This window comes from Pediococcus acidilactici, assembly GCF_016127815.1.
Classification (GTDB): domain Bacteria; phylum Bacillota; class Bacilli; order Lactobacillales; family Lactobacillaceae; genus Pediococcus; species Pediococcus acidilactici.
Genome location: NZ_CP066046.1, coordinates 1113806 through 1127196, shown reverse-complemented (window position 1 = coordinate 1127196; position 13391 = coordinate 1113806). Strand labels below are relative to the sequence as shown.

At 42.9% G+C, this 13391-nt stretch carries 16 protein-coding genes; all 16 read left to right on the top strand.

The window, feature by feature from the left end:
- Window positions 1–75: 75 nt before the first annotated feature.
- The 16 genes from I6H64_RS05535 (at window position 76) to I6H64_RS05460 (ending at window position 13383) form a co-directional block, all read left to right on the top strand.
- Complete coding sequence (locus I6H64_RS05535) at window positions 76–792, top strand: capsid assembly scaffolding protein Gp46 family protein (RefSeq protein WP_008842052.1); 717 nt, start codon at window positions 76–78, stop codon at window positions 790–792.
- Entirely contained in the window at window positions 792–1610 is an 819-nt protein-coding gene (locus tag I6H64_RS05530) for a N4-gp56 family major capsid protein (protein ID WP_056985216.1), read from the top strand. Before I6H64_RS05535 ends, I6H64_RS05530 begins: the two co-directional genes overlap by 1 nt.
- A gap of 38 nt (window positions 1611–1648) precedes the next feature.
- Complete coding sequence (locus I6H64_RS05525) at window positions 1649–1894, top strand: Ig-like domain-containing protein (RefSeq protein WP_008842049.1); 246 nt, start codon at window positions 1649–1651, stop codon at window positions 1892–1894.
- Window positions 1895–1905: 11 nt separating this feature from the next.
- The gene (locus I6H64_RS05520; protein ID WP_008842048.1) at window positions 1906–2280 is read left to right on the top strand and encodes a phage head-tail connector protein; all 375 of its coding nucleotides are present in this window, start codon (window positions 1906–1908) and stop codon (window positions 2278–2280) included.
- Window positions 2281–2284: 4 nt separating this feature from the next.
- The gene (locus I6H64_RS05515) at window positions 2285–2590 is read left to right on the top strand and encodes a hypothetical protein (RefSeq protein ID WP_036685659.1); all 306 of its coding nucleotides are present in this window, start codon (window positions 2285–2287) and stop codon (window positions 2588–2590) included.
- Entirely contained in the window at window positions 2583–2924 is a 342-nt protein-coding gene (locus tag I6H64_RS05510; RefSeq protein ID WP_008842047.1) for an HK97-gp10 family putative phage morphogenesis protein, read from the top strand. The genes I6H64_RS05515 and I6H64_RS05510 overlap by 8 nt, the downstream gene beginning before the upstream one ends.
- Window positions 2925–3326: a hypothetical protein gene (locus tag I6H64_RS05505; RefSeq protein ID WP_008842046.1), complete on the top strand. Its 402-nt coding sequence runs from the start codon at window positions 2925–2927 to the stop codon at window positions 3324–3326. It abuts the gene before it with no gap.
- 17 nt (window positions 3327–3343) lie between these two features.
- Window positions 3344–3946, top strand: a complete 603-nt coding sequence (locus I6H64_RS05500) for a phage major tail protein, TP901-1 family (RefSeq protein WP_008842045.1) — start codon at window positions 3344–3346, stop codon at window positions 3944–3946.
- Between the two features lie 77 nt (window positions 3947–4023).
- Window positions 4024–4302, top strand: coding sequence for a hypothetical protein (locus I6H64_RS05495; RefSeq protein WP_008842044.1), 279 nt, complete (start codon window positions 4024–4026; stop codon window positions 4300–4302).
- A gap of 65 nt (window positions 4303–4367) precedes the next feature.
- Window positions 4368–4703, top strand: a complete 336-nt coding sequence (locus I6H64_RS05490; protein ID WP_008842043.1) for a tail assembly chaperone — start codon at window positions 4368–4370, stop codon at window positions 4701–4703.
- 98 nt (window positions 4704–4801) lie between these two features.
- Window positions 4802–5119: a hypothetical protein gene (locus I6H64_RS05485; RefSeq protein WP_008842042.1), complete on the top strand. Its 318-nt coding sequence runs from the start codon at window positions 4802–4804 to the stop codon at window positions 5117–5119.
- A complete protein-coding gene (locus I6H64_RS05480) occupies window positions 5103–8123 on the top strand; it encodes a phage tail tape measure protein (protein ID WP_008842041.1) in 3021 nt (1006 codons plus the stop codon). Before I6H64_RS05485 ends, I6H64_RS05480 begins: the two co-directional genes overlap by 17 nt.
- On the top strand, window positions 8123–8884 hold the full coding sequence (locus I6H64_RS05475) for a hypothetical protein (protein ID WP_008842040.1): 762 nt from the start codon (window positions 8123–8125) through the stop codon (window positions 8882–8884). The genes I6H64_RS05480 and I6H64_RS05475 overlap by 1 nt, the downstream gene beginning before the upstream one ends.
- Window positions 8884–11799, top strand: a complete 2916-nt coding sequence (locus tag I6H64_RS05470) for a phage tail protein (protein ID WP_056985218.1) — start codon at window positions 8884–8886, stop codon at window positions 11797–11799. Before I6H64_RS05475 ends, I6H64_RS05470 begins: the two co-directional genes overlap by 1 nt.
- On the top strand, window positions 11799–12356 hold the full coding sequence (locus I6H64_RS05465) for a hypothetical protein (RefSeq protein WP_008842037.1): 558 nt from the start codon (window positions 11799–11801) through the stop codon (window positions 12354–12356). Before I6H64_RS05470 ends, I6H64_RS05465 begins: the two co-directional genes overlap by 1 nt.
- Window positions 12346–13383: a BppU family phage baseplate upper protein gene (locus tag I6H64_RS05460; protein WP_008842036.1), complete on the top strand. Its 1038-nt coding sequence runs from the start codon at window positions 12346–12348 to the stop codon at window positions 13381–13383. Before I6H64_RS05465 ends, I6H64_RS05460 begins: the two co-directional genes overlap by 11 nt.
- Window positions 13384–13391 lie beyond the last annotated feature (8 nt).

Sequence of the window (13391 nt, the reverse complement as noted above, 5' to 3'; positions counted from 1 at the left end):
TTTCCTGTTTGCAGAGCTAAAAGAACAACTGAGTAGCCTCCCAAGGCTTTAAATGCGAGCAAAGGAGAAATTGTTATGGAACTAGAAGAAAAATTACCAATGAACTTACAATTCTTCGCTGAACAATCAGATGATAGTGGCGATGCTACTAATGATAATCTTGACCCTAGTACAGATACCGAAGCTAGCTCGGAAGATGTTCAAGGACAACAAGAGGAAAACGAAGAAGAAAATGGCAAAAACGAGAATATTGATGGCGATAAAACCGTTGATAAGCTCAAGAAGCGTCTAGATTCTAAAACAGCTGAAAACCATGACTTGAAACAGAAGTATGAGGAACAATCTCAACTACTTGATGATTTAAAGTCCGGACGAAAATCAATTAAGGAGCTCGCTTCCGACGATAAAAAGTCAAAGGAAGAAACCGAAAAGGATAATGAGATTGCTAAGTTAAAAGCTGAAATTGCTCGTACTAAAGCTATTAATGAAACTAATGCAGTCTTTAAAGACCAAGGCTTAGTAGTGAGTGATGACGTCCTTAACATGGTTGTAGGCAATGGTACTGATAATGACGCTATTTACGAAAACGTAAAGGCGTTGACAGGCTTGATTAATAACATTAAGGAAGATACTAGAAAAGAGTTTATGAAAGGATCGACACCACGAATCAGTGGCAAGAAATCAGCTAAGGTTTCGACAAAAGATTTTGATCAAATGACATTGGCTGAAAAGGTTCAACTCCTTGCAAACGATCCCGACAAGTTTAATAAATTAACAGGAGGAATTAAATAATGGCAGATACAGCCCCAACAAAAATTGCAGATTTAACAAACCCAGAGGTATTAGCACCGATTGTGTCCTATGAATTACAGAAGGCACTTCGCTTTTCACCATTAGCAAATGTAGATACTACTCTACAAGGTCAACCAGGGACTACATTAAAGTTTCCTAAGTTTACCTACATTGGAGATGCACAAGATATTGGTGAAGGCGAAGCTATTCCGCTTGATAAATTAGGGACAGAAACGCAAGAAGCAACCATTAAGAAGGCTGCTAAAGGGACTTCTATTACTGATGAAGCAGTACTTTCAGGGTATGGAGACCCACTCGGTGAATCTACTCGTCAATTAGGCTTATCGCTTGCCAATAAGGTTGATGACGACGTATTGGCAGCTGCTAAGACAGCAACTCAAACAATCACGTTCGATCCAACGGTTGATGGCATTCAAGCCGCGCTTGATATCTTTGATGATGAAGATGACAAGGTAGTAGTGGCAATTATGAGCCCTAAGGATGCGGCTAAGGTTCGTAAAGATGCTATGACACAAAAGCTTGGTTCAGAAGTGGGCGCCAACCAATTAATCAACGGCACATACCTTGACGTATTAGGTGTTCAAATTGTGCGTTCTAAAAAGTTAAAAGAAGGCGAAGCAGTATTTATCAAGGTAGATCCAACTAAGCCAGCTCTCAAGTTAATCATGAAGCGTGGTGTGCAAGTTGAAACTGACCGAGACATTACTCGTAAGACAACCATCATGACCGCCGATGAGCATTACACAGCTTACGTTTACTACGATAAAAACCTTATCTACTCGGCCCCAAAAGCGTAAACCCACCTGCTAGTGGGATTACCGCTAGTCAAAAAACGTTGTCCGAAAAGGTGGGGGACGCTAAAGACATTACCATCACTAGTGATCCAGTAGACGCAAATGATGCTGACGCTGTAGTTAAAGCAACAACTGCTACATCAAGTGACGAAACCATTGCAACGGTCGCTAAGAAGAGTGATGGCACATTCACAATTACCGGCGTTAAGGCTGGTACAGCAACCATCACGTTTACGAGCGGTGAATTTAAAGCAACAGTAGCTGTAACGATTACTGACGCCGCCTAGGAGGTTGTCAAATGGCTGAAACAGAAGATTTGAAGAATCTTAAAAAGCTACTGATGCTGAAGAAAGACGATGTTAGCAAAGATGAATTACTACAGTTAATCCTTGATAATACGTCGGCATCATTAAAAATTAAGCTCCATAGGAAAGCAAGCGAGACTGTCCCCGATGAACTCAACTACATCTTGTTAGAAGTGGCTGTACGGCGTTTCAATCGCCTTAAAAATGAAGGAATGGCTAACTATTCCCAAGAAGGTGAATCAATCACATTTAACAGTGATGATTTCGACGATTTCAAAGATGACATCGTCGATTGGTTAGCTGATCAAGAAGATAAGCCTACATCGTTAGGTAAGGTTAGCTTCATTTCAGGCTATCAAGGGAAGTGATGAGATGCGATTCACGGACAGAGTTCAATTCTACAAATCAAATGACCATTACGATCCAAGTAATCCTAGCGGAGAGCCAGTTATGGTTGGTGAAGTAATTGCTAACGTCACACATCTAGGCGTTGACCGCTCACAACAATTATTTGGCGACATCGGCGTAGATAGGTTGGTCGTCCGTTTGGTAGAGCCGTTTAACAGCAACTGGGACTTGTTGACTGTCAATGATGGAGAAACGTACTACAAGCTCCAGACAGGAGTACATCCGCTTAAGATAATGGGTTATATCGTGGGGAAAACGCAGAATGAGTAACTATAATTTTTCAGTCAAAGGTCAAGACCTTTTAATTAGAAAATTGAAGCAAAAAGCTCAAAAAGGTGCAGTTAAAGCTATTGTTAAATCCCATACTGCAAACATGGAGAGCAAAGCTCAAGAATTGGCGCCAGTTGATACGGGTAATCTAAAACGTGGCATTAGTTCGCAATTGCTAAAAGGCGGAATGGCAGGAGCAGTTATTTCTTCTGCAGAATACTCAGGATACCAAGAATTTGGTACTCGTTTTATGGCTGCTCAACCATACATGGGTCCGGCTTGGCGAAAGGAACGGCCACTATTTTTAAGCGATTTGCATAATTTAGTAAGGTAGGTGGTTAATATCAGAAAATCACCAGCACAAGACGTCTACGATCGCTACTTCATGCTTTCCCGGAAAATGGGATACGACACATACGACTACTTGCCACCTGACAAGGTCAAATATCCGTTCGTCGTAATGAGTAGCGTCGAAGATAACAAAAATAACACCAAAACAGAATTGACTGGATCAATCGTGCTAACCATTGATTGTTGGGGCATACCGAAACAGCGTTTAACCATTACAGATATGGTTGAGCGCTTTTTTTATGCCTCTGTTGGTCATATCAATACAGAAAACTACTCGTATTACGGGCAAGCTCAACAACAATCAACCCGCACTTTGATTGACACCAGCGTACCTAATTCAACCTTATTGCATGGAATTGTAACGGTTGAACTACAGATTCAATAGAAAGGAAGGAAGAATAAATGCCAGAAACCAAAAATGATAGCGTGCTTAAGTTCTCCGGTGACGATGTTGTCGGTTACGTTCGTAAGCTATCCAATGCCAAAACGGAAGCAGCGCAGTTAATCCCTGGGCAAACTTCGTTTGAGATTGACTTCAAGCGAGATGCCGACACGGAAGACACAAAAGATGGAGGATTCCAAACTAGTTCTTCGTTGGAAACGGACGTGGAAATCGACTTCATTAATAACACTTCGAAGATTGCTGACCAACTAATTGATTCGATCATGAACAATGAAGTAATGGAAATCTGGGGTGTTAATCGGAAACGTAAAAACAAAGATGGTAAGTACTATGCGTGGTACATGCGCGGAGTAGTCTCCGAAGATGACAACTCTAATGATGCTGGTGATAAGTCTGAACGTGACGTATCGTTCGCAATCCAAGGAGTCCCACAACGGGGCTGGTTAACGTTGTCTGCTGACCAACAAGCTGAATTGGATTATATCTTCCGTGGTCTGGATCAGGTCACAGAAGGCGATGATGGCACTGAAAGTAACGGCGGAACTCCATGGGAAGATGCGGACGCTGGGACAAACGTACCAGACGCATCACCGTCAAAATAGAAGCCCCGGTGGGAGTTTCTAGTACACCCACTAATAGCGGGGCTATTGTAAACGCACTTTAAAAAGGAGGCCATATTATGGCAGATAGAACTAATCAACATTTGGTTATCTATGACAAGTCTGGTACTAAGAAATTTGAAGGCGAGGTTGGAGCAACAACGGTCGCAATCACAGGACTAGAAGCCGGTACAGCTGTTGCAGAAGGTGATTATCAGATTGCTTGGAGCGACGGTACTAACGAATCGGATAAGGTCGATGTGCCAGCGTTCACAGTTAATGCCGAAACTAAACCAGAAGTAGCAACCAATGTTACGGCTTCACCAACAGATGATGGGACAAAAGTTACAGCCGAGTAAACAAATTTAGTCGCCAATTAAATGAACAATACCTACGGGGGCGGCAATTAAAGGAGTAATAAGACATGGAAATTACAATTGGAAAGCAAAAACAAGAATTGAATTTTGGAGTACGTTTCGTAAATGAACTTGATAATGTAATCGGAGTTAAACGCGATGGAATTTCGTTGGGCTTTGGATTGACAAAGAGTATTCCAGCTTTACAAGCCTACGATACAGCAGTACTGGCTCAAGTCCTATACTGTGCGACCTTCCCTAATTCACCACGGGCAAGCCTCGAATCAATCTATGATTTTATTGATAATCCAGACACTGATATTGAAGGACTATTCAAAGAAGTTAACAAAGAACTTAAAAAGGCTAACGCAGTTAAGTTGGCATTAAAAAACATGAAAGCCTAGATGGCAAACGAAAAAGATCAAGCGATGAAGAATATCGCGAAATCATTCTATTTTCGTTAGCTTATCTAGGCTTTACTTCTATCCAAGAAATTGAGCGTATGACGATCAGCGAGTATTACTTGCGCTTAGAAGCTTACCAGCTTCGTAAAGTAGAAGAACGTACCAATTTAGCATTGCAAGCCTTTTTTAATCAGATGGTCCAAACACCTAAGAGTAAAAGCAATCCGCATCCGAAGTACGACCAACTCGATAAGTTATACGACGCTGAAGCTGAAATCAGTGAGATTAGACATCAATTCGAAGGGCTGCCTTCTAAACGAATTGAAAAGCAAGAACGTAGCCGCATGATTGCGGAGCGCTATGCCGCTTACCAAAAGATTAAGGAAAGGAGGAAGCAGAATGGCGGAAAGTTATAATGTAACGGCGATATTAAGCGCAATTGATAAAAATTTTAGTGCAACCATGGCAAAGGCCGCTGATCAGACTGCTTCCTTCTCGTCTAAGGTTGGCGCCGTTACTAGCGGGGTTGGTAAGTCAATGGCTGTTATTGGCGGGGCGACCACTGCTCTAGGTGTTAGCTCTGTTAAGTCCTTCGGTGACTTCCAAGCTTCCCTAAATAAGGCAGCTGTAACTGCTGGTGGAACGTCAAAAGACATTTCAGGATTAGCGGATGTTGCTAATAAGATGGGTGCTGATCTGCCTTTATCAGCGCAAGATTCAGCGGACGCCATGATTGAGATGGCTCAAGCAGGAGCGGATGTCGGACAGATTAAAGAGCAGTTCCCAGCCATTGCCGAAGCATCAACTGCGGCTGGTTCTGATTTAATCCAGACCGCGGGGGTTGTGCAGAATGCAATGAACATTTGGGGCGATAGCCTAGAATCGCCAAAGCAAGCCGCGGCGGCATTAACATTAACTGCGAATGCAAGTAATGCGTCAATCGAGGACATGCAACAAGCATTAGCAACGATTGGTGGTACTGCAAAAGCGTCTGACATGAGTTTGCAGACCACATCTACAGCCATTGGGTTATTAACTAACCGTGGTTATAGTGCGGCTCAAGCTTCTCAAGATTTGAACCATGCGATTCTGCAGATGCAGGCGCCAAGTAAGATTGCTAAGGCGGCTATGCAGAATTTGGGGATTAGCTTTACTGATGCCCAAGGAAATATGAAGCCATTCCCTACAATCCTTCAAGAAATTAGCAAGTCAATGGACGGGATGACATCGTCTGAAAAGCAAAAAAATCTTAAAGCAATGTTTGGTACTGCCGGAATGCAAGCAATTGGACCGTTACTTGATTCAATTAATGATAAATCAGGCTCTGTTACCAAGTCGTGGGACGGCATGTTTCAAGAAATTCAAAACGGATCTTATAGTGCCGCGGCGGCATCAAAAACTTTAAGTACGCAAGCATCAGAAATGCAGAAAAATGTTGGCTCTAAAATTGAGCAAATAGGCGGTAACTGGGAAGCTTTACGAAACAAGGCTATGGATAGCAAAAACGGCGTTGTCGGTGCCATGATTGACATGATCAATAATACTATTACGTGGGCGACAACTTCTAATTCATGGATTGCGAAAGTTATTCGTGGTTTTGTTGGACTATCTCCAGTCTTAGGACCTGCATTAGTTATTTTTGGAGGTTTGTTAATTGCGACAGTAAAAGTGGCATCGGCAGTCGGAAAGCTTGCTAAGGGCTTCTACTCGATAGGTAAGGCAGTAGTTGGCTTAGTCGCTAAGCTATTTGGCGTAGCAACCGGAAACACTGCTGTAGGTGCTACTTCCGAAGGTGCTGCTGTTGGTGAAAAAGCAGTTGGAAAGAATGCTGAAAAAAGTGCTGGACAGATGATCGCAATGGGATTCGCTGCACTTGAGATTGCGGCAGGATTCGCGTTGGTGATTGCTAGCCTGGCTGTGTTGGTACTTGCGATTGCGCAATTGGCTAAGCAAGGCATGGACGGCGTGGTTGCCTTAGTAGCGTTTGGCGCAACAGTCGCCGTGTTGGCTGGTGTTTTCGCTCTGCTCGGACCAGTGTTGACAGCTAACGCTGTGGGATTAATCGCGTTCGGTGCTGCGGTAGTAGCTGCAGGTGCCGGTGTTGCACTTTTTGGAGCCGGTATCCTTGCGATGGGAGCCGGGTTAGTCCTAGCTAGCAAAGGTGTCACGGCACTAGTTAATGCTTTTATCTTGCTTGGTAACAACATTGGACTAGTAATCCCAATGATGGGAGCTATCGGTGCTGGCATGAGTGCATTGTTAAGCGGGATCCTTAATGCGGTAATTACTAATGTACCATTAATTGGACAAGCATTTATCACATTAGGAGAAACAATCCTTAATGTGATCGTTACCCTGACACCTCAAATTATCCAAACTTTCATGACGCTATTAATGGCGTTAATTAATGCAATTGTGACGTACGCTCCGCAAATAACAGAGGCGTTTGCACAATTGATAATCGGAATCTTGAACACGATTACCACATACCTACCACAACTAATTACTGCAGGTTCCAATTTGATCGTTGCGTTTTTAAATGGAATTGCGCAAAATCTCCCTAACATAATAACGGCAGCAGTTAATGTAATTGTTGCTTTTATTAACGGGATCGCAAATAACTTAGGCAGGATTATCGATGCAGGTATTAATTTGCTGGCTAAGTTTATTTTAGGAATAGCTAATGCAATGCCTAGGCTTGCTAGTGTCGCTGTTCAAGCTGTTGAGAAATTCGTCTATGGTGTTGGTAATGCTCTAGGACAAGTACTTGCATCAGGAACCAAGCTTATTGGAATTTTCGTTAAAGGTATTTTGGATGGACTGACCGGGTCTAGAAATTCTGGTACTAAAAATGCCAACGCTGTTAAAGACGGAATTAGTGGCATTTCATTATTTGGTGCCGGTCAATCTATTATTAATGGTTTTCTGAATGGTATGAAATCCGCTTATGGTGCTGTACAGAGTTTCGTAAGTGGTATTGCCAGCTGGATTAAACAGCATAAAGGGCCAATTAGTTACGATAGACGGTTATTAATCCCTGCTGGTAAATCTATCATGCTTGGATTCAATGAAGGATTGATGAAGCAGTTCAGCAATGTACAGAGCAACGTTACTGCAATGGCAGGACAGGTAGCTGATAGCATGCAGTTTACGATGCCTTCGATTGATGCTTCAAACATGAACAATAGTCTCCGTAGAGTTCAGTCACTATCATCGAACACCTTTGGTGCCAACTTTAGTGGCACGGTTGCCTTACAGGATTCGACTGTAGGACAACAAAACAACTTGCTTTTGAGAAAAATAGCTAACAAGCAACAAGCTATCTATCTTGACGGTGATGCCCTAGTTGGTAGGACTTATACACGTACGGATTCGGCACTCGGTAATCATGCTGACTTAAACGAAAGGTGGGGGCGCTAATGCAATATCGGTTCAGAGACTTACAACCTACGCTTAGAGATACATTTAACGATATTCCAGAGGAAGGCTTTGCATTCGGTGATTTTGATAGCCGAAAAGCAGGGCTTTTTTTAGTCGAACGAACTGCGCCTACGCCAGAAGAAAAAGAGATCACCGAGAGTGTGCCATACATGCAAGGCGTCTACGATTTTTCAATGTATCAGAATGAACGGTTCTTTGAAAACCGTGAAATCACGTACAAGTTAGTTATCCCAATCGGGGTCTATCACGATCGAAAAGGCGTTGAGCAAGATATCAAGCGCCAACTAATGCCATTAGGACGGCAAGCGTTAATTGACACACACGAGGAAGTCTATTACTGGATTGGTAAGTGTAAGAGTGTGGAAGCTGACGACGATTCAGAGAAAGGATTATTGAACGTCACGGTAGTATTCGATTGCTATCCATTTGCGTTCACTAACAACCTCGAAGGTGCAGACGTTTGGGATGACGTCTATTTCGATCACTGGATTTGGCAACCCGTCAAATTTAATGTTAACGGAAAGCAAGATATCCAGTTAGAAAATATAGGATCGCATAAGGTGATGAGTAACTTTGAGGTGACTGGCAAAGTTACTATTAAAGGCTCGTTTGGCACGAAAACCCTCGACGAGAAGACCGATGAAAAGTCGTCGATCCCAATTCAAGTCGGAGTTAACAAAATCATACTTGATGGCAATGGAACAATATGGTTCAAATTTAGAAGGGAGGAACTGCTGTAATGTATAGAATTATTGCTTACAATGAGCCGACTGATACAGCGGGCTTTGTTATCCACGATCCCGCTGTTAACGAATCGGTTAGTGAAGGCAAGCTAAATCTTAAGCAGTCCGATGTTAACGATTTATCGCTAACCATCAATCAAGATAACCCTCTCTTCGGCAATGTGAGACCAATGCACACGCACGTTGAGGTCTACGACGATGATAAGCTTATCTTTCGGGGGCGAGCGTTAAAGCCTACGCGAGAGATGAAAGATTCCGGACAATTTCTGCAGACCTATGTGTTTGAAGACATTTCAAGCTACCTAATCGACAGCGTTCAGCGCTTTTTAGAAGTTAGAAACGCAACGCCTAAGCAATTTCTGGAGAAGGTTATTGAGGAGCACAATACTCAAGTACCGGCTTATAAGCAGTTCAATCTAAGAACTGTAACGGTTGATAATAGCAAGGATAACGCACTCCGAACAATTGACTATGCCACAACCCAAGAAACCATTAAGAAGCTACTAACGGATTCCGTTGGTGGCTTTTTGATTACTGAATATAAGGACGGTAAGAACTACCTGGATTACCTTAAGGCACCGGGCAAGGACCATAACAACGACACACCAATTCGCATTACCGAAAACATGCAATCGGCAAGCGTTACGATTGACCCGTCTAAGGTAATTACTAGATTGATTCCGCTAGGTGCACAGATCGAGACCCAGAACCCGGATAAAAAGAATGATGATAGTTCGGACGATGGGACTAAGTTAAGCGGTCCAATGCATGCTGTTAATGGTGACTGGGGGCCAGCGATTAAGTTTGCGGCACAATGTATGAACACTAAGGTGACCAACGCCCAAGTTGCTACTATCAAAAATGTTATTCAACATGAGTCCGGTGGTAGCGAGACAGTGGTTAATAACTGGGATTCTAACGCTGCAGCTGGGCACCCAAGCAAGGGACTACTGCAATTCATTGACACGACTTTTAAGGCGTACGCTATCGAAGGCTATACCGATATTCTCAAAGGCTTCCACCAACTGTTGGCGATGTTCAATGATTCCAATTGGGCTAGTGATGTCCATACTGGTGGATGGGGGCCCACCGGTAAGCGTCGTTATGATAAATTACCAGTTGAAATTGTTGCTAGCGGAGGTGGTAATTGGGGGTCTCCGTTCCCTTCTGTCGGACACGTAGCATTCGAAAGCGGACAACTTTTCGGCGTTCACCCTGGAGGAGAATTCCGACAAAATGGCTTCCATGACGGCTTAGACTTTGGGACGGCTAAGTATCCCGGCACCGACGTCCACGCCGTCCATGGCGGTAGAGTAACGCATAAGGGCTACATGGGTGGATTGGCATACTACTTCGTCACCCATTCCGATGATGGCTACAATGTGGTCTATCAGGAAGCATTCGGCAGTAGTAGCAACATCAAGGTTAAGATTGGAGATTACGTTAAGACTGGCCAAGTAGTCGGCAGACGGACAACCAATCACCTTCATGTTGGTGTGACAAAAAAGGACTTCAACTACGCAGTTGCACACTCGTTTACTAATAATGGTACATGGATTGACCCGGAGCCGTTAATTTTTGGATCAAAAAGGAGAATAATGTTGCGGGCTAAGCGGGTAGTTGCCGATTCGCCGTTAGCTAAGCAAGCACTTGACATTGAAGCTGGGGTAAAGCTGTTCGAAGCGGCAAAGTCTTCACATTTAAAATATGAGACCAACTACCTCCGCGCGGACATCTTGTCTAATCAAGCACACGGCGATTGTTCATCGTTTGTAAGTTATTTTCTAGAGCTGGCAGTACATGAAACTGATAGAACGCTCTACACAACCGACACGTTGCACGGATTTTTGAAAAAACATGGCTATGCACTGCATTACGAGGGCAACACTAAGACGCTCCCAGCATTGCAAACTGGCGATGTTTTTATTTTGGGCAAAAAAGGCGACAAACCAAGCCATACCGCAGTAATGAAAGACGCGGATACGTTATTAGAGTGCGCGCAAGGTTGGAGCAATGGTTATGACCAAGGTGGCGCCGACATGTTCGAGCACGGTAAATCGGGTGATGAGAATTTAGCTGCTTGGTGGAAACGGAATTCACAGGGGTGGAACGGTGAATGGTACTGGTATCTCTATCGTTTCGGCGGAAATATTCCAGAACAAGAATCGGGTGACCAAAAGGGTGGCACGATTAAGTCTGGCGTTCGTTACACCATTGCGCCAGTCAATGACGGGAAAGACTACCTTAATATTCCTGATTTTCAAAAAGAATTTGGAGTCATTAATGGTACTGTCACGTGGGATGACGTCAAGGACCCGAACGAGTTGCTAAGCAAGGCTAAGGCTTGGATTAATAATCAGAAAGCGTCGACGAATTCGTGGAACATCTCGGCACTAGAGTTGCCGGACTACGATCACTTTAAAGTCTACGACAGGTATTTATTCATCAACCCGTACGTAGCTGATACGCAGTTACTGACGGTTGTTAGTAAGGAGATTGACATTACCAATCCGTTCAAGTCCACACTAACAATTGGTGATAAGACGCCGAAGTTGACCGATTACCAGAATGAAAACCGGAACATTTCCAAAGTAGTTTCTAAGCTGGCAAGCACGGTGACAACTATCTCTGGTGATGTTTCGGCTATGCGTGGCGGTGCGGGTAACTCTAGCAGTCAATTGCAGACAATCTACGACCAACTTGGCAATACCAACGTGCCACAGTTGCAGAAGGATGTAGAAGGTATTCAGGATTTTAACCAAAAAGCCGATGAACGATTGACTAACGCTGAAACAGACCTGAAAACTGTAAAAGAAGATGACGAATCAACCAAGAAAACGCTGGATGAGTATAGGCAAACAATCGCAAACTTAGATGCAAGATTAAGAAGGTTGGAAGGAGCAAATGGATAATGACTGAAGTGTATAAAGACAATGTTGAGACGTCTAGCATACCGAATAATATTGCGGAAGTTGCTAAGAAAATTCGCACAACTAAATATGGCAAAGATATGCGCGAATCAATCGCACAAGGGTTCGAACTAATCGACGAACTTCTTAAAAGGGAAGATTTGATTAAATTCGAGACTCATTTCCCAGAAATCACAAACAAAGCCAATAAAGTATCAAGCGTAATCAACGCTAATTACGATACAGACATACCAGTGTTAGACACGCCAGTTTTTAACGCTGGATACTTTGATGTAGATTTTAGGCAACAATTAGTTGATGCCTACGGTAAGACGATAGACGGGGTATCGGCTTTAATCTCAGGCATGAAGAAAATGGGACTTGGGAAAACAATTTCAGACACTGAAATTAGTGTCCCGCAAAAAATCGAGTTTAACAGCCTAGAGATAACAGCCGTACGGCAATATATATCGCGACAAGAAGCCGAAATTAATAGGAGTTTAGAAGTCGTTAATAATATTATTGAGGAACAAGGATTGGAGGATTCTAATGAAAGTTAAAGCGGAAGAAAAGGGACGTTATGTTGTCATCAACACTTTGTTAAGTACCACAGACGTGACCGTAGTTGACCGGCTTAACGGTCGCTTAGGTGATAGTGGTAGAAAAGTTTTTTTTGCTCTGAAAGATGGAATGAAAAATCATGACCTAACCGGGCAGGATGCTTTTATTCGCGCTAAGGATTCCGAGGGCAAGATTAAACAAGTTACGGGCATTGCTGATTTGATTTCTGCATCCAAAGGATTATTTAGTATGTATATTCCGCCTGAATTTTACCAAGCGACGGGTGATTTTGAAGAGGCTTATTTAGCGATTACGGATTCCAGTGGAGTTTTAATTAGTTCAGTGCCCTTAACGTTCAGAGTGCTAGAAAACAATATGATTATCACGTCTAACGGTAGTCAAGATTATATCGATCAAATCGATAATTTTATCGACGAAATGCGCGATAGAATTGATGACTTAAGCGATTCTATCAATGCACAGAATAGATCGTTCCTATCCTTAAAAGATGCCTTAGCAGTCTACACAGACTTAATCAATAAGAATGCAGTAGCAACGTTAGGCGCCGATAATCAATTTACAGGAAATAACACTTTTGAAAAAACAATTAACGGAACAATCACGTCTGCTGAAAAAGCTGACATGGCTTCTGAAGCAGATACAGCTAAGATTGCTCACAAAACTGATGATGACACGGGTTGGATGGACATTTCCAAAAACTTTTTGCCAGGAGCTGCGGGTACTGCAAAAATTAGAAAACGCAATGGAGTGGTCCAATTAATTATCCAAGCTGTTACTGGTTATTACGAAGGAAATAAGCTTAACAATGGTAACCAATTATTGAAATTGCCGTGGAAGGGCTCCGCGGGGCCTAATTATCCCGGTGAATATAGTTTCATTTACAACGGTGCATCAGCTGCTCTATCAATTATGGATGACGTCCTAATTGTGCATTGGGTGACGAATCCATCAACAGACAAAGGTATACATTTATATGCCACTTTAACTTATATTGCTAATGATTAGAGGAGGAA

Bases quoted from the DNA above. Each gene is read 5' to 3' on its own strand.
- I6H64_RS05470 (WP_056985218.1), top strand. From the start codon at position 8,884: ATGTATAGAATTATTGCTTACAATGAGCCGACTGATACAGCGGGCTTT.
- I6H64_RS05510 (WP_008842047.1), top strand. From the start codon at position 2,583: ATGAGTAACTATAATTTTTCAGTCAAAGGTCAAGACCTTTTAATTAGA.
- I6H64_RS05475 (WP_008842040.1), top strand. From the start codon at position 8,123: ATGCAATATCGGTTCAGAGACTTACAACCTACGCTTAGAGATACATTT.
- I6H64_RS05515 (WP_036685659.1), top strand. From the start codon at position 2,285: ATGCGATTCACGGACAGAGTTCAATTCTACAAATCAAATGACCATTAC.
- I6H64_RS05520 (WP_008842048.1), top strand. From the start codon at position 1,906: ATGGCTGAAACAGAAGATTTGAAGAATCTTAAAAAGCTACTGATGCTG.
- I6H64_RS05535 (WP_008842052.1), top strand. From the start codon at position 76: ATGGAACTAGAAGAAAAATTACCAATGAACTTACAATTCTTCGCTGAA.
- I6H64_RS05485 (WP_008842042.1), top strand. From the start codon at position 4,802: ATGACGATCAGCGAGTATTACTTGCGCTTAGAAGCTTACCAGCTTCGT.
- I6H64_RS05490 (WP_008842043.1), top strand. From the start codon at position 4,368: ATGGAAATTACAATTGGAAAGCAAAAACAAGAATTGAATTTTGGAGTA.
- I6H64_RS05460 (WP_008842036.1), top strand. From the start codon at position 12,346: ATGAAAGTTAAAGCGGAAGAAAAGGGACGTTATGTTGTCATCAACACT.
- I6H64_RS05500 (WP_008842045.1), top strand. From the start codon at position 3,344: ATGCCAGAAACCAAAAATGATAGCGTGCTTAAGTTCTCCGGTGACGAT.
- I6H64_RS05480 (WP_008842041.1), top strand. From the start codon at position 5,103: ATGGCGGAAAGTTATAATGTAACGGCGATATTAAGCGCAATTGATAAA.
- I6H64_RS05465 (WP_008842037.1), top strand. From the start codon at position 11,799: ATGACTGAAGTGTATAAAGACAATGTTGAGACGTCTAGCATACCGAAT.
- I6H64_RS05495 (WP_008842044.1), top strand. From the start codon at position 4,024: ATGGCAGATAGAACTAATCAACATTTGGTTATCTATGACAAGTCTGGT.
- I6H64_RS05530 (WP_056985216.1), top strand. From the start codon at position 792: ATGGCAGATACAGCCCCAACAAAAATTGCAGATTTAACAAACCCAGAG.